The sequence below is a fragment of the Microvirga terrestris genome, assembly GCF_015694425.1.
In the GTDB taxonomy this organism is placed as follows: Bacteria; Pseudomonadota; Alphaproteobacteria; order Rhizobiales; family Beijerinckiaceae; genus Microvirga; species Microvirga terrestris.
This window is the reverse complement of the sequence record NZ_JADQDN010000002.1, coordinates 122,260-146,637: the sequence shown is the minus strand read 5'-3', so window position 1 is coordinate 146,637 and position 24,378 is coordinate 122,260. Positions and strand designations below refer to the sequence as shown.

General features: G+C 59.7%; 23 protein-coding genes. 10 read left to right on the top strand and 13 right to left on the bottom strand.

Annotated elements, in window-relative coordinates; all coding sequences use genetic code 11:
• Positions 1-120: 120 nt before the first annotated feature.
• From I2H36_RS20290 to I2H36_RS04750, 4 genes are all read right to left on the bottom strand, one after another.
• The gene (locus I2H36_RS20290) at positions 121-1,938 is read right to left on the bottom strand and encodes a glycosyltransferase family 2 protein (protein WP_196262734.1); all 1,818 of its coding nucleotides are present in this window, start codon (positions 1,936-1,938) and stop codon (positions 121-123) included.
• Positions 1,939-2,152: 214 nt separating this feature from the next.
• Complete coding sequence (locus tag I2H36_RS04760; protein WP_210330951.1) at positions 2,153-2,809, bottom strand: hypothetical protein; 657 nt, start codon at positions 2,807-2,809, stop codon at positions 2,153-2,155.
• Between the two features lie 77 nt (positions 2,810-2,886).
• Positions 2,887-3,834, bottom strand: a complete 948-nt coding sequence (locus I2H36_RS04755; RefSeq protein ID WP_196262732.1) for a hypothetical protein — start codon at positions 3,832-3,834, stop codon at positions 2,887-2,889.
• A 1-nt stretch (position 3,835) separates the two neighbouring features.
• The gene (locus I2H36_RS04750; RefSeq protein ID WP_196262731.1) at positions 3,836-5,905 is read right to left on the bottom strand and encodes a glycosyltransferase family 2 protein; all 2,070 of its coding nucleotides are present in this window, start codon (positions 5,903-5,905) and stop codon (positions 3,836-3,838) included.
• A gap of 119 nt (positions 5,906-6,024) precedes the next feature.
• On the opposite strand from I2H36_RS04750, the gene I2H36_RS04745 reads away from it, so the two are divergent.
• Positions 6,025-6,402 carry an NAD-dependent epimerase/dehydratase family protein gene (locus tag I2H36_RS04745; RefSeq protein WP_196262730.1) on the top strand — a complete coding sequence of 126 codons (378 nt, stop codon included), beginning with the start codon at positions 6,025-6,027 and terminating at the stop codon, positions 6,400-6,402.
• A gap of 156 nt (positions 6,403-6,558) precedes the next feature.
• Here I2H36_RS04745 and I2H36_RS04740 read toward each other — a convergent pair whose 3' ends face one another.
• Positions 6,559-8,610 carry an acyltransferase family protein gene (locus I2H36_RS04740; protein WP_196262729.1) on the bottom strand — a complete coding sequence of 684 codons (2,052 nt, stop codon included), beginning with the start codon at positions 8,608-8,610 and terminating at the stop codon, positions 6,559-6,561.
• 286 nt (positions 8,611-8,896) lie between these two features.
• On the opposite strand from I2H36_RS04740, the gene I2H36_RS04735 reads away from it, so the two are divergent.
• Positions 8,897-9,844: an NAD(P)/FAD-dependent oxidoreductase gene (locus tag I2H36_RS04735; RefSeq protein ID WP_196262728.1), complete on the top strand. Its 948-nt coding sequence runs from the start codon at positions 8,897-8,899 to the stop codon at positions 9,842-9,844.
• Here the strand turns inward: I2H36_RS04735 and I2H36_RS04730 are convergent.
• Entirely contained in the window at positions 9,841-10,860 is a 1,020-nt protein-coding gene (locus I2H36_RS04730; protein WP_196262727.1) for an alpha/beta hydrolase, read from the bottom strand. The genes I2H36_RS04735 and I2H36_RS04730 overlap by 4 nt on opposite strands.
• 177 nt (positions 10,861-11,037) lie before the next feature.
• On the opposite strand from I2H36_RS04730, the gene I2H36_RS04725 reads away from it, so the two are divergent.
• Both I2H36_RS04725 and I2H36_RS04720 read left to right on the top strand, forming a co-directional pair.
• Entirely contained in the window at positions 11,038-12,369 is a 1,332-nt protein-coding gene (locus I2H36_RS04725) for a solute carrier family 23 protein (RefSeq protein WP_196262726.1), read from the top strand.
• Between the two features lie 125 nt (positions 12,370-12,494).
• Positions 12,495-13,355 carry an SDR family oxidoreductase gene (locus I2H36_RS04720; protein WP_196262725.1) on the top strand — a complete coding sequence of 287 codons (861 nt, stop codon included), beginning with the start codon at positions 12,495-12,497 and terminating at the stop codon, positions 13,353-13,355.
• A gap of 55 nt (positions 13,356-13,410) precedes the next feature.
• Here I2H36_RS04720 and I2H36_RS04715 read toward each other — a convergent pair whose 3' ends face one another.
• Positions 13,411-13,614 (bottom strand): hypothetical protein, encoded by a 204-nt coding sequence (locus I2H36_RS04715; protein WP_196262724.1) that lies wholly within the window; start codon positions 13,612-13,614, stop codon positions 13,411-13,413.
• Between the two features lie 198 nt (positions 13,615-13,812).
• Here I2H36_RS04715 and I2H36_RS04710 point away from each other — a divergent pair, with 198 nt between their 5' ends.
• Positions 13,813-13,986 carry a DUF1328 domain-containing protein gene (locus I2H36_RS04710; protein WP_009494036.1) on the top strand — a complete coding sequence of 58 codons (174 nt, stop codon included), beginning with the start codon at positions 13,813-13,815 and terminating at the stop codon, positions 13,984-13,986.
• 80 nt (positions 13,987-14,066) lie between these two features.
• On the opposite strand, the gene I2H36_RS04705 is transcribed toward I2H36_RS04710, so the two are convergent.
• Together I2H36_RS04705 and I2H36_RS04700 are read right to left on the bottom strand one after the other, a co-directional pair.
• Positions 14,067-14,612, bottom strand: a complete 546-nt coding sequence (locus I2H36_RS04705) for a sigma-70 family RNA polymerase sigma factor (RefSeq protein ID WP_196262723.1) — start codon at positions 14,610-14,612, stop codon at positions 14,067-14,069.
• Positions 14,609-14,830 (bottom strand): NepR family anti-sigma factor, encoded by a 222-nt coding sequence (locus I2H36_RS04700; RefSeq protein WP_196262722.1) that lies wholly within the window; start codon positions 14,828-14,830, stop codon positions 14,609-14,611. The genes I2H36_RS04705 and I2H36_RS04700 overlap by 4 nt, the downstream gene beginning before the upstream one ends.
• Positions 14,831-15,012: 182 nt before the next feature.
• Here I2H36_RS04700 and I2H36_RS04695 point away from each other — a divergent pair, with 182 nt between their 5' ends.
• The 4 genes from I2H36_RS04695 (at position 15,013) to I2H36_RS04680 (ending at position 18,871) form a co-directional block, all read left to right on the top strand.
• The gene (locus I2H36_RS04695) at positions 15,013-15,819 is read left to right on the top strand and encodes a response regulator (protein WP_036347878.1); all 807 of its coding nucleotides are present in this window, start codon (positions 15,013-15,015) and stop codon (positions 15,817-15,819) included.
• Positions 15,820-16,123: 304 nt separating this feature from the next.
• A complete protein-coding gene (locus I2H36_RS04690) occupies positions 16,124-16,654 on the top strand; it encodes a hypothetical protein (RefSeq protein WP_196262721.1) in 531 nt (176 codons plus the stop codon).
• Between the two features lie 333 nt (positions 16,655-16,987).
• Positions 16,988-17,728: a PRC-barrel domain-containing protein gene (locus I2H36_RS04685; protein ID WP_196262720.1), complete on the top strand. Its 741-nt coding sequence runs from the start codon at positions 16,988-16,990 to the stop codon at positions 17,726-17,728.
• Positions 17,729-18,319: 591 nt separating this feature from the next.
• Positions 18,320-18,871 carry a hypothetical protein gene (locus I2H36_RS04680; RefSeq protein WP_210330950.1) on the top strand — a complete coding sequence of 184 codons (552 nt, stop codon included), beginning with the start codon at positions 18,320-18,322 and terminating at the stop codon, positions 18,869-18,871.
• A gap of 80 nt (positions 18,872-18,951) precedes the next feature.
• On the opposite strand, the gene I2H36_RS04675 is transcribed toward I2H36_RS04680, so the two are convergent.
• On the bottom strand, positions 18,952-19,143 hold the full coding sequence (locus I2H36_RS04675) for a con-10 family general stress protein (RefSeq protein ID WP_009494027.1): 192 nt from the start codon (positions 19,141-19,143) through the stop codon (positions 18,952-18,954).
• A 432-nt stretch (positions 19,144-19,575) separates the two neighbouring features.
• Here I2H36_RS04675 and I2H36_RS04670 point away from each other — a divergent pair, with 432 nt between their 5' ends.
• Positions 19,576-19,995: an HIT family protein gene (locus tag I2H36_RS04670; RefSeq protein WP_196262718.1), complete on the top strand. Its 420-nt coding sequence runs from the start codon at positions 19,576-19,578 to the stop codon at positions 19,993-19,995.
• 48 nt (positions 19,996-20,043) lie between these two features.
• On the opposite strand, the gene glpK is transcribed toward I2H36_RS04670, so the two are convergent.
• The 3 genes from glpK to I2H36_RS04655 form a co-directional block, all read right to left on the bottom strand.
• Positions 20,044-21,540: a glycerol kinase GlpK gene (gene glpK / locus I2H36_RS04665; RefSeq protein ID WP_196262717.1), complete on the bottom strand. Its 1,497-nt coding sequence runs from the start codon at positions 21,538-21,540 to the stop codon at positions 20,044-20,046.
• Positions 21,541-21,555: 15 nt separating this feature from the next.
• Positions 21,556-23,076: a glycerol-3-phosphate dehydrogenase gene (gene glpD, locus I2H36_RS04660; RefSeq protein WP_196262716.1), complete on the bottom strand. Its 1,521-nt coding sequence runs from the start codon at positions 23,074-23,076 to the stop codon at positions 21,556-21,558.
• Between the two features lie 90 nt (positions 23,077-23,166).
• Positions 23,167-24,369 carry an MFS transporter gene (locus I2H36_RS04655; RefSeq protein WP_196262715.1) on the bottom strand — a complete coding sequence of 401 codons (1,203 nt, stop codon included), beginning with the start codon at positions 24,367-24,369 and terminating at the stop codon, positions 23,167-23,169.
• Positions 24,370-24,378: the final 9 nt, after the last annotated feature.

The window sequence follows — 24,378 nt, the reverse complement described above, 5'->3', positions numbered from 1 at the left end:
TGAATGACCGGTCCCGCCAACAACGCCGCTTCCACACGGGCGTTGGCTGAGCGATCAGCGACGAGGCAGGGCCGACTTCTGTGCGGGTGATTTCAATCGACTGCTGAGATCCGCGGGGACTCACGCCGGGGCCGAACTCAACCCCTTAGATGTCAACTCGGCCAGTACAGGCTCGGCGTAATCTGCACCGCTCACGACTGGAGCACAGCCGAAGCGTTGCCTGAAGGCTTCATGCTGCTCGTCAGAGAGGCCAAGCTCAGTCACCACATACAGGCGCTCGGTTCGAATGCTCGGCAAAGGATGAGGAGCGTCGTTGAGCAGATCGGAGCCGAGTACGATAACAGTCGTGCATGACACGGCCTCACCCGGAACGATGTTCTGTGCGAGCCCGATGGCAAGGGCCGTGCGAACGGGCGAGGCGATGTTGGCTTCCGCCCGCCGGTAGGATGGCCAATGAACCAGCCCCAGTTTGAGGCCGGCTCGGGCCAAAGCGTTCCACTGGGCGGTTTGGCGTTCGGTCGAGTGCTCAGCTTCGGCGAAGTTACCGACGATCACGAGGTCTATGTCCGTAATTTCACCCTTCTGCCCCAGCAGAATTCGCGGGGCTGGAAACCGACGGGTCTCCGTCATGCGGAGGTCCGGTTCGGGTTTGGCCAACTCGCTCGCATGCCAGAAGCGGTAGGCTTCCTTGTACTGCCGGCGTGCACCGTAGTTGACGGTTGCGATACCTGCGGCCTTCGTCTGAGTCAGCGACGACCCGCTGAAGAGGATGAGAGTCAGAGGTGTAGCTGGAAAGAGCTTGTTCGTGGTCAGCCGATGCTTGGTCTTGACACGCTCATAGAGTTCGGAGTCCGCGCCGACTCTGGTCCTGTCCCATCCGCCGAGATCAGCGAGGATTTGCGTCCGCAGGAGCAGTGAGGATGTGTTCTCCATGAGCATGCCAGCCATGTTGGTTTTAACGTCGAAACGAAGGTCCTCAGAAACCCGCACGCCGATCGTCGTACTGATGCCGTCTGGATTCAAGAGGGCATAGTGCATCTGCGCGGCGAACTTCTCCGGGTGCGACCAGTCATCCGCGTCGTGAACTGTCACATACTCTCCAGTGGCGTGTGCGAGTGCTGTGTTTCGGGCTGCATAGGCGCCGCCATTCCGCTCGTGCCGGAGTGGAACGATACGGCTATCGCCTTGGGCAAGGCGCTCGATCACATTCCATGTATCGTCCTGACTTCGATCATCCACGATCACCAGCTCAAGATTATTCCACGTCTGGTTCAGAATGCTCTCGACGGCGATCGGCAGGGTGGCGGCGCAATCATAGGCCGGCATCAGCACGCTGAGCTTCACTGATGCGTCAACAGCGCGTGGGTGAGGGACTGTCAGATTACCGAGGGTAAGCGGAGCGCTAGGATCGCGCTTTTCGACTTTCGAGAAGCCCGCTTCCTCATACGGCCGGTTCAGCCGGGCAAGGCGCTCGGCATCGGCAGACGAAAGAGAGCCGCTTCGGACTGCAAGTGCATGACAGATGTTGGCGGCCGAGAAGTAAAGTTCAGCTCTGGGAATCGTTTTCCGCGACGCCCATTGCAGCCATTCATGAGCCTCGTCCGGCCGGCCGAGCTTGAGAAGGCACTCCACGATCATAAGCTGGGCGTAGACGTTCCGGCGGATTCGAGGAACCGCAGTGGTCATGAGAACGAGATTTTCGAGAGCCTTCCCGATGTCGCCATTATAGGCATACCACTTCGCAAGAGCCCAAGCCGTTGCGGCCAAAACCTTGCGGTCACGTTGCGCCGACAGCTTTGAGCGCTCGAGCTCGCCTGCAGCCCTCTCGCCAAAGCCGGACCACATCTTGGGAGCAAGCGGGTGCAGCCGTTGATTAGGGTTGGGCTGTAATAGCCTCTGCCAGGCACGCACATTGAGGAAGAGGGGAATGCTGTCCAAGCTGATCGCTAGCCTCTCGACAAGCTCGGGAGAATTCTTCTTGATCAGGGCTCGAGCCGCTGATGGGACAATGTACTTGATATTTTTTGCGACAGTCATGGAAATGGGTGCGCCCAACGATTGATCGGCCAAGCAGATATCAGCTTGAACCCTGATGAAGCAGGAAAGCTATTGCTGTGTTCTCAGGATGCCTAAGCTACACTTTACGGACCTTCTACTCTCGTGCTTTCGGGAGCACGACCACCAGTTCATCGGCATCCTCCGGAGCGGCGCAGCCGAAAGCCTGAGCCGCCCCTGTCCCATAGAATGCGTCCGGCTCGAATGCGGAGCAATGCGGCCAGCCTTTCTTCTGCAGCCATTGGATTACGGCTCGGTCCTGCTGCCGCCACCTCATTGGCCCCCACGCTCCCGAGTATGCATCGACCGCGAAGATCTGCCTGCCTTTCGGCGACAGCAAGGCGTCCGCGGCTTTCAAGACTTTCCCCATGCGGAAAGAATTCCCGGCAAGCCGATATGAATGAACGCAAAGATCAACTCCCGAGGGCACCTCCCAGCGCACGGCATCGAGGTCCTCCGCGAAGGCGATATTACTTATTCCGTCGAAGATCGCCTTCGTGACACTATCGGACCCGAGCACCAGAATTTCCGGGCCGGGCCCGTTCATTGACGCATAAATGGCCAGCGCCAAACGGCGATGGTGTGGACGGGATCCGCATCCCGCGCATTCGATCTGTTGCTGGGCTTCCTGCGGCTGAAGCCCTGTGCCGCAGATGGGGCATTCGAAGCGGCGAGGGCTCGACGATCGGTTGGCCAGTTTCGGTCCGCCGGTTCCTGCTTTGCCAGATTGAGCCCAAGTGGCGACGGTTGCCACGAATGTTGGTGGCAGCCGGTGCTTCAGAAATCGGCGAACGGATAGAGGTGTGAGATGTTTGAGCGTTCTGAGCAAGGTCACGACACGGTCTTCGGCTGACTGGTGGGGCCATCGATGCTCGGCTCCTGCTCGCTACCGTCGGGCATAATCAAGCCCCGCTCTCGATCAGAGAGAACCGCTCCGGCCTCGTGAAGCTCCCGAAGCCGCCTCGCGGCCTCCTTCTCTCCGGCAATTTCGCCGCCAGAGCGTGCCGACAGGAGCTTGGCAATCCAGAAGTCGGTCAGATCCTCTGGATGCATGCGATCCTGATGTCGCTCAGAGAGAAAGGTCGCCAATCCGATGGGCGACGCCAAAAACTCCTGAAGCGCCTCGAAACCGACCCCAAGCAGCGGCGCTTCAACAGCGATGTTGACGGCAGCCAGCAACATCGTGAGGCGAGCGAAAAGATCGATTTCGACAGCAGTCAACTCTAGGATCGGTAGGACAAGCCGGGCAAGTCCCAAGTCTTCCGCAAATAAGACCGCGGCGGCAATGGTCGGGAGGATGGCGTTCAACTGACCGTCGCGACGCGCGAACAAGCCGAAATTGGATGACACAATTGCATTGCGCGGTCCAATCGACGTCGTATAGGTACTCTCGCTCAACCTGATGGCTAGGTCATGCTCGAAGGCGCCAAGCGCCGCTGCCGAACGATAGGATCCGTCGCAAAGGATCGCCGTCCGCGTGCCGGAGGGTATGCGAGCCGGCGCCATCTCGACCCCTTCAACCAGTACATGCCGCGGCGAGAAGAAGCCCCGCAAGGGTTGGGAAACGTCGATTCCACAGCCGCGGCTCGGACTAAGTCGGCCGGATATGAACGGAAAAAGTAAGATGGCGTGAGCAACGGCTTCACGGTCCCGATTGCGCTCAATGAGGCGCCAATCCAGCCAAGCGGTGGATGACAGCGGAAATGCATCGTATTGTTCGGGCGTGAACTTGATGATTGTAACCCGCTCTGTGGGATTGAGTACGGTTTCAGTCTGCAAATCATTCCCCTGCGTCGAGACACTCGTTAGGGCCAAAGCGCCTGAGCTTTGCACATAGAAGGGCCTTCACGGGTCCGTCGAGCGGCGGCAGGCCTAGCCGATATCCGGATTCTTCATTTACAGACAGGAAGCAGCAACTGCTGTGTTTTTCCAAGACGTGCAGGACCCCCTCGATATCGGTGCCGACATCAATGTCAGCTCTCTCCGCGTGGGTTTTGGCTTTGAATGCGGCTTCAAGCATGGTAAGATTCGGATACACGGTCGGGAGCATGATTTCGTTCACCCCCTTAACCGGACCTGCTCCCGAGAGTGCAGACATGATTTTTCCTCGGCTTGCTTCATCAGGAGCCGTGATCGTAACGGCTTTGATGCCTTTGTGCGCGGTCGTGCCAAACGCGATGTTGATCTCACGGTAATCACTGAGGATCGACGCCAGCATCGCAGAGATATTGCGGCTAACTGGTAAGTTCTCCCCAAACTCAATCTTCATTCTCTTTGACATTAGACGCGATGGTAGGTGACCGGCCGCTTCGATAAAATCGCAGAGGGGAATGTCAGCCTCGGGGTTCGCTCTCGACGCTTTTAGATACTGCTGATCGAGATTTGCGGATAAGGCGCTTCGAGCCATAGTTTTGCTTATTCCAGAAACTGATTTCTGAAGGGAGCTATGCGCCTCAGCCGACTTGTGTGTGTGTCGGCGACGAAGAACGACATGGCGGCCGCAATGGGCCAAGCTGACACCTCCTCGCGCAATCCTGGTCAGCAGATCGTGGCTTGAATTCGCGCCAAAATTGTCGTTGTACCTATAAAACTCAAGCACCCGTCGTCTGATGAGAACAGTGCCATGGGCGAGAGGGCTTCGGAACATCATAGATGCGAAGTCGAATGTCGTGCGCCCTGGATTCGATGTCAGCGCACCCGTTTCATCGAAATCGATGTAGCCACCGTACGACCCCGCGCAGTCGTCGACGATTGCACTAAGCTGGCGGTCGAGCCTCTGAGGCAGCATCAGGTTGTCGTCATCGTGAATGGCGATGAACTCTCCTCGCGCCATGGCATTGGCATAATTCCTAGCAAACGCAAGGCCTCGGCTGTCCTTTAGGAGCAGCACCTTCAGCCGCGGATCATCAAGGTCGTCCAGTGACGGTCGCAGTTCCGGGGTCGATCCATCATCAACGACGATAATCTCGAAATCCTCGAATGTTTGTCGGAGACAACTCGATACCGATTCCCGCAACAGATCCGGTTGGTTCTTCGTCGCAATGACAATAGATACCGTTGGAACTGAACTTGTAGCGCTGCGATAGGACCGTGACAGGTTTCTGACCATCGTGCGGTCTTCCTGAAGGATCTTCTTATTGCTCTCGACGACTTTCACACCCGCAGAAGACGTACCTCTCGAATCCGGCGCATGCCAAATGTGATAGATCAGGGCTTCCGGGTCCCCGATCCAGTTTAGGATCGCTCCTGACCTGCGGGCACGCTGGACAAAATCATTGTCTTCTCCGCCCCAGACGGTCATGCGCTCATCGAAGCCATGGATCCGCGCGAAGATATCCCTTTTGAACGTCGCCGATCCGCCCATGCCCCACCGCGGGCGGATGGACGAAACCTGGAAGAGCTGATGCCAGTCGAATTGCGACAGGTTGTCCGATCCAAAGCCTTCGGGCAGATCACGGCATTGGATAATCTGAACGGAATCGGGCATCTGCCGAAGGTTCTCAAGCAGGATGCCGTGAGATTTAGGCGCAAAGATAATGTCTGCGTCCGTTGTGAGGATATTGTCGCTGCTGGCCTTCGCAATTCCTGCATTCAGGGCGGCCGATCTGCTCCAAACCTCAGCTTTGCTATAGATGTACTTGCAGTCGTAAGTCTCGGCAATCCTGAAAACATCGTCGCAATTGGCTGATCCGTAATCTGAAATGACGATTTCCAGGTCATGAATGTCGGATGCTCGATGTGACCTTAGGGCAATTTGAAGGCGATCCAAGCCCCAGTTCCGAATACCGATAACGATGCTCAGGGGGGGAGGCACATCGGCCGGTTCTGAAGATTTAATCGGATTAGTCATTCTCTCGAGTCTGCAGCCTTGACGATCAAACGATCCTTTTATCGTGCCGGGTCCTTTTTGAGAAGTGCAACTATGTTACTTAATGTGCGGGGGCCTCGTAGCCCGAGTAGTGGTCAGGCTTGAAGTTAAACGAGCAAACCTCCTGTCCGAGCTTCCTGCAACGAGCAATGGATGGCCAGGATTTGGTCATCTATGGAGATGAAAGCCAGAGCCGGGACTTCGTCCGTGTCTCCGATGTGACACGTTTCCTCGCAGCAGCCATGGAGGAGTCCGATGCTTCAACTCCCGTGACGAACGGCTGCATTGGGAGGGGAACGTCAGTCTTTGAACTGGGGAACACGCTCATTAAGCGTTACAAGGGCAGGATCGTGCATGATCTTGGACGTCCCGGAGATATACGCCGTTCGCTGGGCGCCCCAGAATTGGCCGCGAAGATTCTGGGTGTGCAGGCTCAGATTTCATTCGAGCAAGGCTTGACCACTTTAGGGTATTATTAGTTTGTCGTTTGGAGGAAGGACGAATTGCAGCCTAATGCGGAATTCAAAGTATTTGGGACATACTTGCTGCATCCGGTCTAGAGCACTAACTCTCACATGACTGGCTTCCTCAGTCTTCAGCGCGCTGCAGAGGTACACTGCTGCAGCGCCAAGTGTCTACCTTGTCTCCAGGACTGAGCTCTCTCGCGTGTCGGAAGGAGTCTGAAATAAGTCCGGTCGCACCTGCCTCATTCGCTCTCCGAGAGGAGTAGCGAGTGTGCGGGCGTATTCGATCGAAATATGATGGGAGTCTCTTAGAACCAGAACGTTGCCGATCACTGGGAAGCAATGTGTATCGTCACAGAACCTATCTGTAAGATCAATAAAGCTGACATTCTCCGGCTTATTCTCAAGCCTGGTTGTAGGATCCACCTCATCGAAAATTTCAGCCCGAGGCCGGGCGCACTTCATGATATCGGTTGGGTTCGCATCCACGCACTCGAGATTGTTCTTTCCAAACCGTGAATTATCCCGAATGGCGATCACGGTGATGCCATGCTTGGCCAACCTCTCCCAGCTCTTCAGGTAACCGTGAGGGACCGCCTCTTTCCAATTCTTTGAATTGCCCGACTGACGCGTCGACGTCATGACTACAGCATCAGGCTTCAGCTTGCTCAGTTCATCATGAACACTTTCGTTCCATTTGACACAGTGGGGAGCTCGTCCCCCTGCACCATCCATGAACGCGCATGCGCTCTTTGTAATCGCGACGATGTTCCAATTGTTTTCGTGAGCGATCCCTTCAAGAGCGGGCAGCCAGTGTTCCGAGTGCGACCCGCCAACAAGGGCAATCGTCTTGCGTGCTCCTATCTGAACACCATAATTGCACATAGTGACCTCAGGATCTCTCTCATTCTGCTGACAGCGATTTGGGTGCTTGTGCTTGACCCATTTTGTCTTGGGGTAAATCGGAACCCCCGGCTGCAACAGGTTCGCACGTGATATCGGTAGGGAGCCACCCGGATAGTCCTTGTTTCTGCGCTCAATGGCTTCTCTCTGGCGGGCTTCTTCTCTCTCGTTTGCATTGAGCCATACGCTGGCCGTAACAATCACCGGCAGAGCCAAAGCGACGCCCATAAAGTGGATGTGCCAAGCCTTGCTCTGTCCGATCGATGAGCGGTGGATTGGCTGCTCCAGACAGCGGGCGGTCACGTAGGCGCCGCCCAGCGCAATCGCGATCACCGCCAGTCCAGCCTGGAGGCCAAGCTGGGTCTTACCGCTGATGAGAAGGGCAAAGATCAGAACCGGCCAGTGCCAGAGATAGAACGAGAACGAGATCTCCCCGATGGCAACAAGTGGCCTCCAAGCCAGGATCCGGTCAGCGCCGAACCGCGTCCTATCGCCACCCGACATGAGGACCAGTCCTGCTCCGAGGGTCGGCCACAGCGCGATATAGCCAGGATAATGGGCGGAGGCGGGAACCAAGAAGCCGCAGCTTACCACCAGCAGCAGCCCAGCCCATCCGGCGATCTCGCGCAAACGCTCCGGCAACCGCACATAAGGAAGAGAGACCGCCAGGATTCCCCCCAGGGTAAACTCCCACATTCGGGCCAAGGTGTTGAAGTAGGTGGGGGAGGGATCAAGCCGCGTCTGCAGGACGGAATAGGCCAGAGAGCCTAGAAATATCGCTGTCAGGGCGGCAAGGTAGGCGGAGGCTCCGGCGCGAAGCTTCCGGGCTGCGAGGGCCACGCCCAGCAACAGGAAGGGCCACAAGGCGTAGAATTGCACCTGGACCGACAAAGCCCAGAACTGCTGAACCGGACTGGGAGCCTCCTCACGGGCTAGGTAGTCAACCGAATTCATCATGAGCTTGATGTTCTCAAGATGAACGGCGCTGTAGAGAACCTCGGACAAGAAGCCGGCTTGCCGAGACTGGGGCATCCACAGCACGGCGGCGGCGAGGGTGAGGGTGAGCACCAGATAGGCCATGGGGGCGACGCGCTTGGCGATCCGCCCCCAGAACGCGATCACGTCAATCGTCTGGCTGTGCTGAACTTCCTTGTAGAGCGAACCCGTGATCAGAAAGCCGGAGATGACGAAGAACACGTCTACGCCGCCCGAGACCCGCCCGCCCCAGATATGAAAACAAGCGACCAGCAGCGCACCGATCGTCCGGATGCCCTGAATCTCGGGGCGATAATTTTGTCGTTTGGCACTCGTGTTAGCCATTCGCCCAAGCTTCTATGTCTAGCCTCATTTGAGGGAGGTCATACAGTTCCATGCTTTACAAGGGAAGCCTGGGCGAGAGCACTTGCGCTGCAGCGGTTTGTCTAATTTTGGCGTCGGCTTGGCGGTTTCACCCAATAAATTTTGGCAGCCATTTCATGTGTTTGGCAGTATGATGCTCTGAAGGCGGGACAAGCCTCTGGCCGCTTTGAGCGCATATGTCGCGTTTCTGATCTTTTTCCCTCCCCAGGTGTTGTGACTCCTGCGTCCATATAAGGAAGGAAGTGGGATGGCGGCCAATGGGGATATCTTGGACTGCCTGATCGTCGGTGGCGGGCCGGCGGGGCTTACGACGGCTTTGTATCTGGCCCGGTTCAAGCGCCGTTTTGCCGTGGTCGATAGCGGGTCCCCACGGGCGTCCTGGATCCCGACCAGCCACAACATCCCGGTTTTCGCCGAGGGCATCTCCGGCAAGGATATCCTGGCCCGGGCTCGGACGAATCTTGACCAATATGGGGACTGTATTCTGCCCGGCATGGTCACGGGTCTGCGCAAGCAGCCCGACCGTTTCATTGCCTTGCTGGAGGACAATAGTAGCTCCACGAGGCAGATCGCCGCCCGCCGGGTGGTGCTCGCCACGGGAGCGGTCGATGTCGAGCCTGATTTGCCCAATGTACCCAATGCCGTCCAGCGCGGCCTCGTCCGCTACTGCCCGATCTGCGACGGCTACGAATCCCGTGACCGGAAGATCGCCGTCATTGGTTATGGTGCCCACGGCATAGGGGAGGCGGTCTTCATCGCCCGCACCTATTCCCGGGATGTGACCCTCCTCACCTTGGGGCAGCATCTGGAACTCAACCCGGAGCAGCAAGGGAGGCTCGACGAGCACGGGATCAAGGTCGTCGAGGCCCCGGTCGAGTCTCTCGCCATGGAGAACGACCGGATCTCTGCCGTGAACTTGGCCGGCAAGGAATATCGCTTCGACGTGCTTTATTCGGCGCTTGGCCTCAAGTACCGCTCGGACCTCGCGATCGCCTTAGGCGCAGAGCACGACCCCTCGGGCAGCCTGATCGTCGACAGCCACTGCCAGACCACCGTCAAGGGCCTCTACGCGGCCGGCGACATCGTCCGGGGTCTCGACCAGATCGTCGTGGGCATGGGCCACGCAGCCGTTGCGGCAACCCACATCCACAATCATTGCGAACTACCCACCGAGGATGAACCAGGCGGGGCTTAAGCGAGCGCTTTCGCCAGGAGCGGCAGGCTGATGTCCATCCGGTAGTCCACGGAGGAGTGGTCGTCGTGGAATTCCTCGTAAACGTGGGAAATACCTGCGGCCTCGAGCTTCCGGCGCATGATCCGTGAGCCATAGACCATGTTGTACTGGTCGATATCTCCGCAATCGATGTAGAAGGCCTTGAGCTGGCGCAGGTTCTGCAGATGCTTCGCGTCGTCCACTAGGCGCAGCGGGTCCCAGCGCAGCCAGTTGGCCCAGCGCTCCTCGATGATCTCGCAGGTCTCGAGATCCACCGGCAGGCGGACACCGTAGAACTGGCTCGGGTCGGGATCGAAGCTCGCCGCCTGGGCGAGAAGCATCAGAATGTGCCAGTCCTTGTCCTTCGCCTTAGGCCCTGCCTCTAACTTGCGGAGGAAGGCTTCGATGGACATGCCGTAATCCACCAGATGGCGGAGCGCTCCGGCGAACTCACCCAAATGGTAGAGGTATTCGAAGCCCACATCACCCGAATGCGAGGCGGCGGCTGACCAAACGGAACCACCGTGGCGCAGCGCATGCACCATGCTGCCGTAGCCGCCCGAACTTTTGCCGAACACGCCCCGGCGTCCGTCGCCGCCGCAACCGAGGCGCTCCTCGACGAAGGGCAGCATCTCGCGGATCAGGAAGGTCTCCCAGAGGCCCATGGCAGCGCTGTCGACATATTGGTTGCCGCCAAGACGCGTGAAGCAGTCGGGGAAGGCCACTGCAACGGGCGGCATGGCGCCGGTGCCGATTAGCCTGTCGAGGCGCTCGGGCACGTTCTCGCCGTAGTTCTTCCAGTTGGTGTGGGCCGGGCCGCCGGCCGTGTAGCCGACGAGATCGACCAGGAGGGGCAGGCTGTGGCCGTCATGTCCGGCCGGCACATAGACGTCGACCCGGCGTCGGGAAGGATCGCCGAGCAGGTTGTTTTTCAGACAATCGCTCTCGATCCAGAGGCTGTGCACGGTGCCCGCCGGCACGTCATGGTTCTTGCGCATCGCGATCCCTCTTGAGGCCTATCGTTCGAGATGTGACGGTCAAAACGGCACTTGTCCAGAATTTGGGTTGTCGTGCCGGTTAATAAGTCCTTATCGCACCTAGCCATTCCACAGGCCGCGAGGCTACGGTGCAGCCCCAGGTGTCAGACATTTGATGTCATACTTGGGGGTGTAGTCATGAGGGATGGTTTCCTGCCGCGATGGAGCTTGAAGACGGAAGGCGTCATCATGCCCGACGAGCGGCTGCCGACCGGCCAGATGGTGGTTGTCGGCCTGCAGCATGTGGTCGCCATGTTCGGCGCAACCGTGCTAGCTCCGATCCTAATGGGCTTCGATCCGAACGTCTCGATCCTGTTCTCCGGCATCGCGACCCTGATCTTCTTCGTCGTGGTCGGCGGCCGGGTGCCGAGCTATCTGGGCTCCAGCTTCGCCTTCATCGGTCCCGTCCTCGTCGCCACCGGCGCGAGCGTGGGCAGCCCCAATCCGAACATCCCCTTGGCGCTCGGCGGCATCATCGCGGCCGGTGCGCTCTATTTCCTCGTCGGACTTGTTGTGCAGCTGGCGGGCCATCGCTGGATCGAGCGGCTGATGCCGCCGGTGGTCACGGGTGCCATCGTGGCTGCCATCGGTCTCGTGCTCGCGCCGATTGCGATCAACAGCGCCTCCGGGGTCACGCCCGATAACCAGAACGGCAGCGATTTCGCCCGCTGGATCGCGCTTACCACCGTCGTGGCCGTCGGCCTGGTGGCGGTCTATGCGCCCGGCATGTGGCGTCGCCTGCCGGTGCTGGTCGGCGGTGTGCTGGGCTACCTGGTCTACTTCATCTGCGCGAACGTGCTGGGCCTCGGCCAGCCCATCGATTTCGCCAAGATCAGCGCGGCGGCCTGGTTCGGCCTGCCGTCCTTCCAGAGCCCTGTCTTCGACATGCGCGCCATGAGCCTGATCGCTCCGGTGGCCGTGATCCTGGTGGCCGAGAATCTCGGGCACATCAAGGCCATCGGTGCCATGACGGGCCGCAACCTCGATCCCTATCTGGGCCGTGCCTTCATGGGCGACGGCATTGCCACCATGTTGTCGGGGGCTTCCGGCGGAACGGGCATGACCACCTATGCCGAGAACATGGGCGTGATGGCCGTGACCCGGATTTATTCCACGCTGGTCTTCCTCATCGCCGCGGCTTTCGCGCTGCTGCTCGGCCTTTCCCCTAAGTTCGGCGCCTTCATCGGCACGATCCCCGGGCCCGTGCTCGGCGGCCTCTCCATTGTGGTCTTCGGCCTCATCGCTGCGACCGCAGGTCGGATCTGGGTGGAGAACCGGGTCGATTTCTCGAACCCGCGCAATCTCATCACGGTGGCTGTGGCCCTGATTCTGGGCGCCGGCAACTTCAAGCTGAATGTGGCTGGCTTCACCCTGGATGGTATCGGGACGGCGACCTTCGGGGCCATCATCCTCTACCACCTCCTGAGCATGGCACCGAGCACGGCGGACCGCACTGAGACCGTGCACTAACCAGCCTTTCCAGGAACACGCTTTTCGAGCCCGCGTTGAGCTTCAACGCGGGCTTCGTCGTTTGTATCGGCCTTTCGCTACGGTCGGCAGGAGGCCCGCATCCTTTCCGCACAAGGGATGACCCTATGAGCTCCGACCAGAACCAAACCCTGCCGCCTCAGGTCCAGGACCAGCAGCCCGGCCACGAGACCGAGATGAATCCGCGCCCCGATTACGAGCCACGCTATCCGGGCAGCAACCGGCTGCAAGGCAAGGTTGCCCTCATCACCGGTGGAGACAGTGGCATCGGGCGCGCAACGGCCGTTCTGTTTGCCCGCGAGGGCGCCGATCTCGCGATCATGTATCTGAACGAGAACGAGGACGCACAGGAGACGAAGCGTCTCGTGGAGAGGGAAGGGCGCTCGTGCCTGACCATCGCAGGCGATGTGGGCGATCCCGGCTTCTGCCGCTCGGCGGTGGATCAGGTGATTCAAAAATTCGGCAAGCTCGACGTGCTCGTCAACAATGCTGCGGAACAGCACCCGAAAAAGGAAATCGACGAGATCACGCCGGATCAGATCGACCGCACCTTCCGCACCAACATCTTCGGCTATTTCTACATGGTGCAGGCGGCGATGCCCCATCTCAAGAAGGGCGCTGCCATCATCAACACCACTTCGGTCACGGCCTATCGCGGCAGCGGTGATCTGCTCGATTACAGCGCCACCAAGGGCGCGATCGTGGCCTTCACCCGGTCATTGGCGCAGAAGCTTGCGGCTGAGGGCATTCGCGTGAACGGCGTGGCGCCCGGCCCAATTTGGACGCCGCTGATCCCCTCGACCTTCCCGGCCGAGAAGGTGAAGCAGTTCGGCGCGAACACGCCCATGAAGCGCCCAGGCCAGCCGAACGAGGTGGCGCCGTCCTACCTGTTCCTGGCATCCGAAGATTCTTCCTACATCACCGGATCGGTCCTGCACCCGAATGGAGGCGATCCTACGGAGGCGTGAAACAAGAAGGGCGGCTCTTTCGAGCCGCCCAATATTCGTGGCGCTGCCGGAGTAATCAGCGTCTGTGGCGCACGCGCACCGGAACTGGACTTTGCGAAGGCGTCATCCGTGCGAAGAACAGCATGACCGCCGAGAGAGAGCCGCCGATCAGAAAAAGAACTTCCGCGATTTCAACTTGAGAAGCCACGCCGGTGATCGCTGAAAAGACAGCAACAACAGCAAAGATGAGAAGTGCACGAAGGGCAACCGAACGATTCATTGGCCATCTCTCCCAAAGTGTTCTTGAAAACGTGCAGGGGGAAGTCGAGTTCCATGTGAACAAAAGCCTGAAAGATTACTGTTGAACGACTGATGAACAGCCACAATGAATGACGAAACGCGGAACCTTACAGTCGCGCTTGGCGTTGTTTGAACATCATCGGCTTACAGTCGATTGTCATGTTAATGAGGTAACACCATGCTGGGTTGGGCAGTCACTTTTCTCATCATCGCTCTCGTTGCAGCTCTGTTCGGCTTCGGGGGCATCGCCGGCACCGCGGTTGAAATCGCGAAGCTGATTTTCTTCGTCGCAATCGTGCTGTTCGCGATCTCGGCCGTCATCGGCCTGCTACGCGGACGCAGCCCTATGTGATGCCACTACGGCATATTTGACGTCGAACGCCGCCTTCATCGGGCGGCGTTCGGCATTTGGGAGTGTCGAATTCTATGGCGTCAGCCCTGCAGGGCCGCCCGGGTCATGCTGTCGGGGCCGAGATCCTCGATGTCGTTAACATTCAGTAGCGACGCGAGGCGCAATCGCGCCCGGTTCACGCGGCTCTTGATGGTGCCCACGGCACAGCCGCAGATGTTCGCAGCTTCCTCGTAGGAGAAGCCTGAGGCCCCGACCAGCAGAAGGGCCTCCCGCTGGTCGGAGGGAAGCTGGGAGAGGGCGCTGCGAAAATCCTCGAAATCCAGGTGGGCACCTTGCTCGGGCTGCACCTTCAGCCGTCCGGCATAGGAGCCATCAGGGTCTTCCACCTCCCGGCGCCGCTTTCTGTATTCGGAATGGAAGAGATTGCGCAGGATGGTGAAGAGCCATGCATTCAGATTCGTGCCGGGTTCGAACCGATGCAGATTGGAAAGGGCCCGCAGCAGAGTGTCCTGAACAAGATCATCGGCCCTGTCGACCTGGCCTGAGAGCGAGATGGCAAAGGCGCGGAGGCTGGGAACCGCCGCCAGAAGAGCCTCCCGTAACTCGGGCTCCGGCTCTAGGGTCATTGAGACCCGCCCTTTCGGCCGTTCTTGTCCAATTGGTCGAGCAGATCCCGGAAACGGTCCGGGACGGGCTGCTGCATGAGCTCGTCGTACATGGCGCGGAGTTGGTCGCCGATACGTTTCTGGCTGCCGCTGTCGAGTTTAGGATCGGTTGCAAGCTTTTCGCCGGAGCCGTTGTCGAGACTGACCCGAGCGAGCTTGTTCCCCTTATCAACCGTCATATTCTTCCCCTTGCCACCCGTCGTTTATCCGGGGTAGCCAACCTTGGCAGTATCCATATATTCGTTTTCGAGCAATAACGCTCATTGCTGCACCCGGTTCCACTCGACGGAACTTTTGCAGCTTTGCCGCGTTAAAGGAACCATCGGTACAACGAGTCAAAAGCACAATTAAGGGGAAGCGAATGTCGACAGCCCAGCTTGTCGTCCAGCACTTACCATACCTTCGCCGCTACGCGCGCGCTCTCACAGGCAGCCAGATGGCTGGGGACGCCTATGTCGCCGCAACTCTCGAAACGCTTGTAAGCGAACCTGAGACGATCGGCCCTTCCGGAAACGTGAAGGTTGAACTCTTTCAGGTGTTCACCCGGATCTGGAATTCCCTGTCGGTGAACGGCCGGAGCGAGCAGATCCAGCGCGACCTGCCAGCCGAGGTTCGGCTCGGTCAGATCACGCCGCTTCCCCGTCAGGCCTTCCTTCTCTCCTGCCTCGAAGGCTTTGGAGAAGAGGAAGTCGGCCAGATCCTCGATGTCGACACACGGACCGTGCGCGACCTCGTCGACGAAGCGGGCCGCGAGCTTGCGGCCGATATGGCTACGGACATCCTCATCATTGAGGATGAGCCCCTGATCGCCATGGATCTCGAGGCCCTTGTCGAAGGCTTGGGTCATAACGTCACCGGCGTCGCCCGCACGCGCACCGAAGCCGTTAAGCTGGCTGCTGCAAAGCAGCCGGGACTGATCCTTGCGGATATCCAGCTGGCGGACGGAAGCTCCGGCCTCGATGCGGTCAACGACCTCCTCAAGTCCTTCGAGGTTCCGGTCATCTTCATCACGGCCTATCCCGAGCGGTTCCTCACAGGTGAGCGCCCGGAGCCGGCCTTCCTGATCGCCAAGCCCTTCCAGCCGGCCAATGTGTCCGCCGTCATCAGTCAGGCGCTGTTCTTCCAGCAGAGCGCTCGCCGGCGCGAGGCGCGCGCTGCGACTGCCTAAGTCCAGACGGATACCAGCCTGAATAGTAATAGCCCGGCTTAAACGCCGGGCTATTCTTTTGTGTGCATGTATTGGGCGCAAAAAAAGACGGGCTCTGAAGCCCGTCTAAGGTGCCGGCCAATGCACAAGGGGAATGCGGGGAGGACCAGGAGGCCGGTACCTTAAGAACGTCCTATCGAAAATAAAGGTTCCAGGTTTTTTATCGCCCTTTTTATTCTTCTCTCCTGCGTAAGGGTGCAGGAACATCAAAGATACGGTCGCGTTGAATTTTCGAAACGTCGAGGTTGAAGAGCAGGAGAGAGGGATGTTCCGTATCCCTATGGCACTGGTGGGACTGGCTGGAATCTTCTTCGTTGCAGGAAGCTTCGTTCCTGCCTCATTCAACATGTCTGATCAGGCGCAATCCGAGGTCCTTGCCGACGCCGGACTGCCCCAGCGCATGAACGCTCCCACAAAGGGAGATCGCATGCTTGCCCCCGTTCCGAGTACAAACCCAGCCACCGTGTCCATTGTTGAGCTTGTGGGTGTCGCCCAGGCGGCGGTGATCCTACGCGATCGTGATGGGACGGTGCTCTACAAGTCCGACCCTCTCACGGGAACCACCATCTACGCCCGCGACACGGATCTGCCTGTTGTCACTCTCAAGGAGGAGATGCAGGCTCCCGCCACCCAGCATCCCGTCAGCCAGCGGGAAGGGAACGAGGCTCCCAGCGGGCCAAAACCTAAAATGCGCAAACCAGTCGGTTGCCTCGGCGATGTCAGCCCTCTGGCCAAGGCGAGCGCCGACAGGATGCCAAGCCTTTGCCTGGCGCTCCTTGAGCAGTCGCTCTCCTGATGGATGTGGCTCTCTGGAGCGAGGGGTCGGTCACCCCATGAGCCAGAGTGAATCCCGATGCGGTATTGTCTCCGAGACGGCGCGGGAACCAATTCTCTTGGCGCAGGTTCCTGCTAATGTAAGTCTTACTCCTGCTTTCTCACAAGAAGCAGCAGAACTAATTCCCTGCTCTTAAAATATTAATTAGTATTCAGATTGGCCTATCAGGTTAGACGAACCATTCACATTGTCTTGAAGAAGTTGATATTCGGAACGGTTGCGCATGCTGGGCGTTTAGTCCTCGCGCACTTTGGCGCTTAACGCGATTTAATGTACCCTCAGGAGAAATAAGCAATGCTGAAGAAGCATATGGCAGCTTGCCTTGTAGTGACGGCTTTCGCGGCTGCGCCCGCCTTTGCACAGACCTCTACCACTCCCTCGGCTCCGACTGACCGTCCGGCCGCGTCCGGCACCGGCACCACCTCGACCGGTTCGCCGGCCATGCAGCCCGGCGCATCGGGTTCTTCGTCGACAATGAGCCAGTCCTCGTCGACCATGAGCCAGAGCGGCGGCATGCAGGGTCAGTTCATGACCAAAATGGAAACCAACCAGATGATGGCCTCCGATCTGATCGGAACCCGTGTGATTGGCTCGAACAACGAATCGATCGGCGACATCAATGACGTCATCATGGACCGCAACGGTCAGATCATGGCGGCGGTGGTCGGCGTCGGTGGCTTTCTCGGAATCGGTGAGAAGGACGTGGCTGTTCCGTTCAAAGCCCTTGAGTTCATGAACGCCCAGCAGGCTCAGGCCATGAACAGCAGCAACAGTGGCAACAGCAATGTCGCTACGACGGGTTCGACCACGACGGGCAACACCACTGCGACTGGATCGGGCACCACGGCCGGATCGTCCAACATGACGGCCAGCAACACCTCGAGCAACCAGAACCAGCCTGAGCGCGTGGTTCTGCGTATGACCAAGGATCAGCTCCAGGCTGCTCCTGCGTTCGACGAGGATGGCGACAACAACAGAAACTCGACCACCGGCTCTGCCGGCCAGTCGGGCACTTCGACGGCTCCGAAGCCGTAACCTGCTGTCCTAGCGGGAAGATTGTTCGGCGCTTGGGGAAACCCAGGCGCCGCTTTCGTGCCTATTGTCTGTGTCAAGCTGGCCTACCACACAAAATAAAAGGCGCAGCCATAAAGCTGCGCCTTAAAGGTGCCAGTCCAAGGGGGCATTCGGACCGGTTATCAACTTAACTGCCTTGTCGCCGTCCAGTTCCAAAGAATTTTCGAAACTTTCCTGGCTTCTGATTTTCTGGCCGTCTCCCACCATCCTCTGCTGTGCGACCTGGACTTCCTGAGGAATAAGGAACCGGGGTCCAAGGCATACGTTGCCGTTAAGCAAGATGCGGAGGGAGCCATGACTGCGACGAACGAGCTGGATGCCGTCTTATGCCAGGAAGAACTGCCCGATGAGTTCTCCAGGCTGACCTCAAGTTCTCCCGCCCGGGACAAGCCATCGGTGGCCTCCATGCTGAGCGGCATGATTTCCGTCTGTCACCAAGATGATGTGACCTGTCCTCTGATGTTGAGGCGCCATCTTGTTGTTCCGGCATGGCCGCATGTGATCCCCGCCGGACCCGGAGTCTAGGCGGCCAGCAGTTCAAGGTTTTTCTTTATGGTAGAAGCATTGTCACTTCCGTCTGGCCCTAACCCCGTGGCGGTCCTGCTCCATCCGAGCACCGTCGCGGTCGTTGACGTGTTCCGTTCCCTCAACCGTCTTGAGGACCATTACGATCTAGCTCTGCTCGACGGACCTGAACAGGCGCTCGCAACCTATACGCAACCCGACACGGCGAAGGGGATTGTGTCGGATGCGCTTCTGCTAGCTTTTGCCCTGACCCGGCAGCGCGGACGACCGTTCATCCATAGGCCGGTCGGGTCCCGGCACGGAAGCTTGGATGAATATTCCCTTCTGACGCTGATCGGTGCCTCACGCGACGCCTCCCCGGAGGTGGCTCTTGAGGCCGCTCGCTATCTCGACATCGTGTCGCTCGATTTCATGTCGGCCTTGGCAGGAGATCTCGTGCGGCAGATCGAGCTTGGCGCTGTGGCATTCGAAGTTCCGAGCCTTCCTGAACTGCGCGCCATGCTGGGTGTGGGGACAGCTGAGGAGGTTCTCGTCGAGACGGCTTTGAGGCGCGCTGAACTCAATTTCAGGCATCAATAGGTATTCGGTCTAATAGGGGGCTTGAGCCAAGTAAAAGGGGCCGCTGAGCGGCCCCTTTGATTATTGGAATAGATGAATGCTTATTCCTGGTTGCCGCGGGTATTGCCCGAGGCCTGACCGCCTTTGCGGCCAGCTTCCGAGGCGAGTTCACGGTCCTGTGAGAAGGAACGCTTCTCGGCGGGAACGCTCTTGCCGCCCTTGCTGGCGATTTCACGCTGCCGGTCGGAATCCATCGACGCGAAGCCACGCTTCGAGGTCGAACCACCTGCCATTTATGCCTCCTAATCGAGTGGTGTTCGTGCTTCATCAACCGCTCGCGGAATCGATGGTTCCGGTTAGGAAGGGTCAACCTTTGCAAAAAATTTTACGAAATTATTCAGACCTCACGATTTGGCGCGTTTGAGGCAAATGTTTGGCTGGAGGAAACAAGGCAACATCTTGTTCATGGGAACAAGCACCTAGCAGGTACTTGCCCCGATACAGATGCTGGATGGCATCTATATTTGCCGACGGCCAGTCCTATTGAAGTTAAGTCATAGAAGAACGAGTGGGAGGACTAAAATCTCGAAGCTGAATTCAATTCGGCCGAGATTGTAAGTTCGTATGAGGAAGAGAGCCGCGTAGTAGCGCTCGGGGGGGCACCAGTATAAGGAACGCGCAGGGCTGCGGCGCTCCTGCAGAAACCGTGGAGGAGAAGGGATACGATGACCTACGACGACAACAACGTGTTCGCGAAGATCCTTCGCGGCGAGCTGCCTTGCCACAAGGTCTACGAGACGGACCGGGTCCTGGCCTTCATGGATGTCATGCCCCGGGGTGACGGACACGTTCTGGTCATTCCCAAGGCGAAGGCACGCAACCTCCTCGACGTTGAGCCTGACGATCTTGCGGAGCTCGCGAAGGCCGTGCAGATCGTCGGAAACGCGGTGAAGACAGCGCTTTCAGCCGACGGCCTGACGGTCCAGCAATTTAATGAGAGCGCTGGCGGACAGGTAGTCTTCCATATCCACTTCCACGTCATCCCCCGCTTCGAGGGCGTAGCGCTGAAGCCCCATACGGGCCAGATGGAGAGGCCGGACGTGCTCGCAGCAATGGCCGACAAGATCCGCGCAGCTCTGGCCTGAGCCTGAGGTTATGAGTGGCAGGAGGATCTGCCGCCTTCTTTCGCGAGTTCAATCTGCCCAATCGAGGGAGCGCGAAACGGCCTTGTCCCAGAGGGTATTCAGTTGCGTCCGGCGGGAGGCCTCCATGGCCGGCGTCCAGCGCTTGTCGATCGCCCAGTTGCGCACCAGCTCGTCCGTCCCGCTCCAGAAGCCCGTGGCCAGTCCCGCCGCATAGGCGGCCCCGAGAGCCGTGGTCTCGATCACCTTCGGGCGCACCACCGGCACGTCCAGGATGTCCGCCTGGAATTGCATCAGCAATTCGTTGACCACCATGCCCCCATCCGTGCGCAGTTCCCTTGCGGTGATGCCTGTGTCCTTGGTCATGGCGTCCAGAACCTCACGGGTCTGGAAAGCAGTGGCCTCCAGAGCCGCGCGGGCGATATGCGCCTTGGTGGCGTAGCGCGTCAGGCCGCCGATGAGGCCGCGGGCATGGGAGTTCCAGTGCGGGGCATAGAGACCGGAAAATGCCGGCACGATGGTCACGCCGCCATTGTCCTCGACGCTGCGGGCGAGGGTCTCGATGTCGGGGCTCTTCTCGATCATGCCGAGATTGTCACGAAGCCACTGCACCAGGGCGCCGGCAATTGCGATGGAGCCCTCCAGGGCATAGACAGCCTTCCCCTGGCCGAAGCGGTAGCCCACTGTTGTGAGGAGACCGCATTTCGACGGGTAGGGGGTCTCGCCGGTGTTCATCAGCATGAAGCAGCCGGTGCCGTAGGTGTTCTTGGCCTCCCCCTGCCGGAAGCAGGCCTGCCCCACGAGTGCCGCCTGCTGGTCGCCGAGAATGCCGGCAATGGGCAAGCCGGCCAGATTGTCGGTCGCCTCGCCATAGACCTCGCTCGACGAGCGGATCTGCGGCAGGCAGGCGCGCGGGATGTTGAAGAGGTTCAGGATCTCCGGATCCCAGTCCAGAGTTCGCAGATTCATGAGCTGGGTGCGGCTGGCATTGGTCACATCGGTGATGTGACAGCCGCCATTGACGCCGCCGGTCAGGTTCCAGACCAGCCAAGTGTCGATATTGCCGAACAGCACGTCGCCGGACTGAGCCTTCTCACGGGCACCGGGCACGTTGTCGAGGAGCCAGCGCAGTTTCAGACCGGAGAAATAGCTCGCCAGCGGCAGGCCGGTCTTGTCGCGCAGGCGGTCGTAGCCACCGTCTCTCGCGAAGTCCTCGACGATCGCGTCGACGCGGGTGTCCTGCCAGACGAGGGCGTTATGAAGGGGCTGGCCCGTGCGCTTGTCCCATATCAGCGTCGTCTCGCGCTGGTTGGTGATGCCGATGGCAGCAAGATCCTGAGGTTTGAGGCCCTTCTTCGCCAATGCCTCACCGATCACGGCCTGCGTGTTGCGCCAGATCTCGAGCGGATCGTGCTCCACATAGCCGGGCCTGGGGTAGATCTGCTCGTGCTCCTTCTGCCCGACCGAGACGATGCTCCCGGCCTTGTCGAACACGATGAAGCGCGAGCTGGTCGTGCCCTGATCGATAGCACCGACGTAGTGAGCCATTTCCTTCCCCGAAACTTATTGAGCCGCGACGGCGGTTGCTTTTGTCCTGGCCAAATAGGCATCGATCTTGGTCGGAGCGTCAACCGGCACATGCAGCCCGAGCTTGGAACGGCGCCAGAGGATGTCCTCGGCGGAGCGTGCCCATTCGCGGCGCACAAGATAGTCTACCTCGGACGCCGTCAGCCCAGCGCCGAAATCCTCGCCGAGATCGGCCATAGACTTGGCGGAGCCCAGAAGCTCCTCGATCCGCGTGCCGTAGGCGCGGGCGAGGCGGTGCGCGATCTGCTCGGGCAGGAAGGGCCAGCGCTGACGCACGGTGGCGAAGAAGCGGTCGAAATCGGCGTCCGGCATGTCCCCGCCCGGCATCTTGGCCTTTTCCGTCCAGGACGGCTTCATGTTCGGGAAATAGGCCTTCAACTCATCGAGGGCGTGTTCGGAGAGCCTGCGGAAGGTGGTTATCTTGCCACCGAAGATCGACAACACCGGCGCCTGGCCCTGCGGGGCGTCCATGTCGAACACGTAGTCGCGGGTGACCGCCGAGGCGTTGGTCGAGCCGTCGTCGAAGAGCGGGCGCACGCCGGAATAGGTCCACACCACTTCGGCCGGGGTCACCTCGCGCTTGAAGAAGTGGTTCACCACGTTGCAGAGGTATTGGACCTCGTCGGGGGTGATCTCCACCTTCTTGTCCGGCACGGACTCAACCGGGATATCGGTGGTGCCGATGAGGGTGAACCTCTCCTGGTAGGGGATGGCGAAGACGATCCGCTTGTCCGTGTTCTGGAGAATGAACGCTTCCTTGGTGTCGAAGAGCTTCGGCACCACGATGTGGCTGCCCTTCACGAGGCGCACGTTCTTGGTGGTGTTCAGCCCGAGCTTGGCGTTGAGCACGTCGGCCACGAAGGGGCCGCCCGCATTGACGATCACTTTGGCGCGTACTTCTTCCGTCTCGCCCGTCTCCACGTTCTGGAGGGTGGCGACCCAGGTCTGGCCCTCGCGGCGGGCGGAGGTGAGCTTGGTGCGCACCCGGATGTCGGCGCCCTTCTCGAAGGCATCCAGCGCATTGAGGGCCACCATGCGGCTGTCCTCGACCCAACAGTCGGAATAGACGAAGGCGGTGTCGAAGCCGGGCTTCAGGGCCTGGCCTGCGGGATGCCGGGTGAGCTTGATGCCTTCCGTGCCCGGGAGCTTCTTGCGCGGGGCGAGGTGGTCGTACATGAACAGGCCCAGGCGCACGAACCAGGCCGGGCGGATGCCCTTCTCATGCGGCAGGATGAAACGCAGGGGCCAGATGATGTGAGGGGCGGATTCGAGCAGGCGCTCCCGTTCGAACAGGGCCTCGCGCACCAGCCGGAACTCGTAATATTCGAGGTAGCGCAGGCCGCCGTGGATCAGCTTGGTCGAGGCGGAGGAGGTGTAGCCGGCAAGGTCGCCCTGCTCGCAGAGCACCACCGAGAGGCCCCGGCCCACGGCATCGCGCGCGATGCCGGCGCCGTTGATGCCGCCGCCTACAATCAGAAGATCGGTCACTGTCGTCACGGAATGCGTCTTTCCTTGCAGCCGGGGCTGTCCCGGCGCCCTGCACATGGTTTCTTTAGCCGCCTAAGGCAAGCCAATTCTGTATGTTATTCAGGGCTCGTTCGCCAGGGCCAGATTTAGCATGAAGGCCACGAGGGAGCACACGGCCATGCCGAGGCAGAGAACAATCACGGCGTCGTAGCTACCCCACCATGCCCAGAGGGCCCCGAAGGCAAAGGGCGCGATGGCCATCGTGATCCGGACCGGCATGGCGATCATGCCCTGGATCGCGCCATAATTCTCACGCCCGAACAGCTCCGGCGGGAGCAGGGCGCGCACGATGGTCAACATCCCGTTGGAGGCACCATAGAGGGACGCGAAAGCCAGGATCAGCCAGGAACCTGCCGGAATGAAGGGCAGGAGGAGGAACCCGAGGGCGCTGAGCGCCATGGTGGCGACCCCGATCCCCTTGAGGCTCATGGCCCGCTCGCCGAACCCGGTGAGGAACCTCGCCGCAACCTGGGCCGGCCCGATCATCGTATAGGCGGCCACGGCCGCGTCGATGGAAAACCCGCGCTCAAGAAAGATCGGGATCAGGTGCACGGGAATCCCGGTCGAGATCATGCCCTGAAGGACGCTGGTGATCACGAAAAACCAGAAGGCGGGCTTGGCGAGAACGCGGCGAGGGTTCGAGGCTGATGGAGAGACTACTCGGGGCTCACCGGTATGCTTTGGTCTTTCAGGGGCGGCCGGGATGCAGAAAGCGTGCAGCACGGCGCAGATCCCGACATTCAGGGCCGCCATCACGAGGATCGTGTCGCGCCAGCCATAGCGGTCGATGAGCACATGGAGGAGAGGGATGAACACCGTGCTGGCGAATCCGGCCACGAGAGTGATGATTGTGATCCCCCGGCGGGCCAGAAGGCCGAGGTTCAGTGCCAGGACTGCGAAGCCCGCCTCATAGAAGAGAGCGCTCGTGGCAGCACCCAGGCCGAGCCAGATCAGCAGGAAAACCGGGTAGCTGTCAGTATAGGCCCACAAGGCGAGGAGGAGGGCAGCCAGCACCGACCCCCCGGTCATCACGGCCCGCCCGTAGCCCTGGTCGATCAGTCGCCCGACCGGTACGGCGAAGAACGCCGAGGAAATGAGCGCGAGCGAGAAGGCGGCAGTCAGGGCCGTCTTCGACCATCCGAGGTCGCGCTCCATAGGCTCGATGAGGAGGGCGAAGGCATAGAACAGCGTCCCGTAGGAGATCAGATGGGTGATCGAGAGGGCCGAGACGATGCGCCAGGGCATGGAGCCGGATGGTGACATTCTTGCTTT

Excerpts from the sequence above, each read along its gene's own strand:
- I2H36_RS04750 (WP_196262731.1), bottom strand. The coding sequence starts at position 5,905 with ATGACTAATCCGATTAAATCTTCAGAACCGGCCGATGTGCCTCCCCCC.
- I2H36_RS04740 (WP_196262729.1), bottom strand. The coding sequence starts at position 8,610 with ATGGCTAACACGAGTGCCAAACGACAAAATTATCGCCCCGAGATTCAG.
- I2H36_RS04735 (WP_196262728.1), top strand. The coding sequence starts at position 8,897 with ATGGCGGCCAATGGGGATATCTTGGACTGCCTGATCGTCGGTGGCGGG.
- I2H36_RS04730 (WP_196262727.1), bottom strand. The coding sequence starts at position 10,860 with ATGCGCAAGAACCATGACGTGCCGGCGGGCACCGTGCACAGCCTCTGG.
- I2H36_RS04725 (WP_196262726.1), top strand. The coding sequence starts at position 11,038 with ATGAGGGATGGTTTCCTGCCGCGATGGAGCTTGAAGACGGAAGGCGTC.
- I2H36_RS04720 (WP_196262725.1), top strand. The coding sequence starts at position 12,495 with ATGAGCTCCGACCAGAACCAAACCCTGCCGCCTCAGGTCCAGGACCAG.
- I2H36_RS04715 (WP_196262724.1), bottom strand. The coding sequence starts at position 13,614 with ATGAATCGTTCGGTTGCCCTTCGTGCACTTCTCATCTTTGCTGTTGTT.
- I2H36_RS04710 (WP_009494036.1), top strand. The coding sequence starts at position 13,813 with ATGCTGGGTTGGGCAGTCACTTTTCTCATCATCGCTCTCGTTGCAGCT.
- I2H36_RS04705 (WP_196262723.1), bottom strand. The coding sequence starts at position 14,612 with ATGACCCTAGAGCCGGAGCCCGAGTTACGGGAGGCTCTTCTGGCGGCG.
- I2H36_RS04700 (WP_196262722.1), bottom strand. The coding sequence starts at position 14,830 with ATGACGGTTGATAAGGGGAACAAGCTCGCTCGGGTCAGTCTCGACAAC.
- I2H36_RS04695 (WP_036347878.1), top strand. The coding sequence starts at position 15,013 with ATGTCGACAGCCCAGCTTGTCGTCCAGCACTTACCATACCTTCGCCGC.
- I2H36_RS04690 (WP_196262721.1), top strand. The coding sequence starts at position 16,124 with ATGTTCCGTATCCCTATGGCACTGGTGGGACTGGCTGGAATCTTCTTC.
- I2H36_RS04685 (WP_196262720.1), top strand. The coding sequence starts at position 16,988 with ATGCTGAAGAAGCATATGGCAGCTTGCCTTGTAGTGACGGCTTTCGCG.
- I2H36_RS04680 (WP_210330950.1), top strand. The coding sequence starts at position 18,320 with ATGGTAGAAGCATTGTCACTTCCGTCTGGCCCTAACCCCGTGGCGGTC.
- I2H36_RS04675 (WP_009494027.1), bottom strand. The coding sequence starts at position 19,143 with ATGGCAGGTGGTTCGACCTCGAAGCGTGGCTTCGCGTCGATGGATTCC.
- I2H36_RS04670 (WP_196262718.1), top strand. The coding sequence starts at position 19,576 with ATGACCTACGACGACAACAACGTGTTCGCGAAGATCCTTCGCGGCGAG.
- glpK (WP_196262717.1), bottom strand. The coding sequence starts at position 21,540 with ATGGCTCACTACGTCGGTGCTATCGATCAGGGCACGACCAGCTCGCGC.
- I2H36_RS04655 (WP_196262715.1), bottom strand. The coding sequence starts at position 24,369 with ATGTCACCATCCGGCTCCATGCCCTGGCGCATCGTCTCGGCCCTCTCG.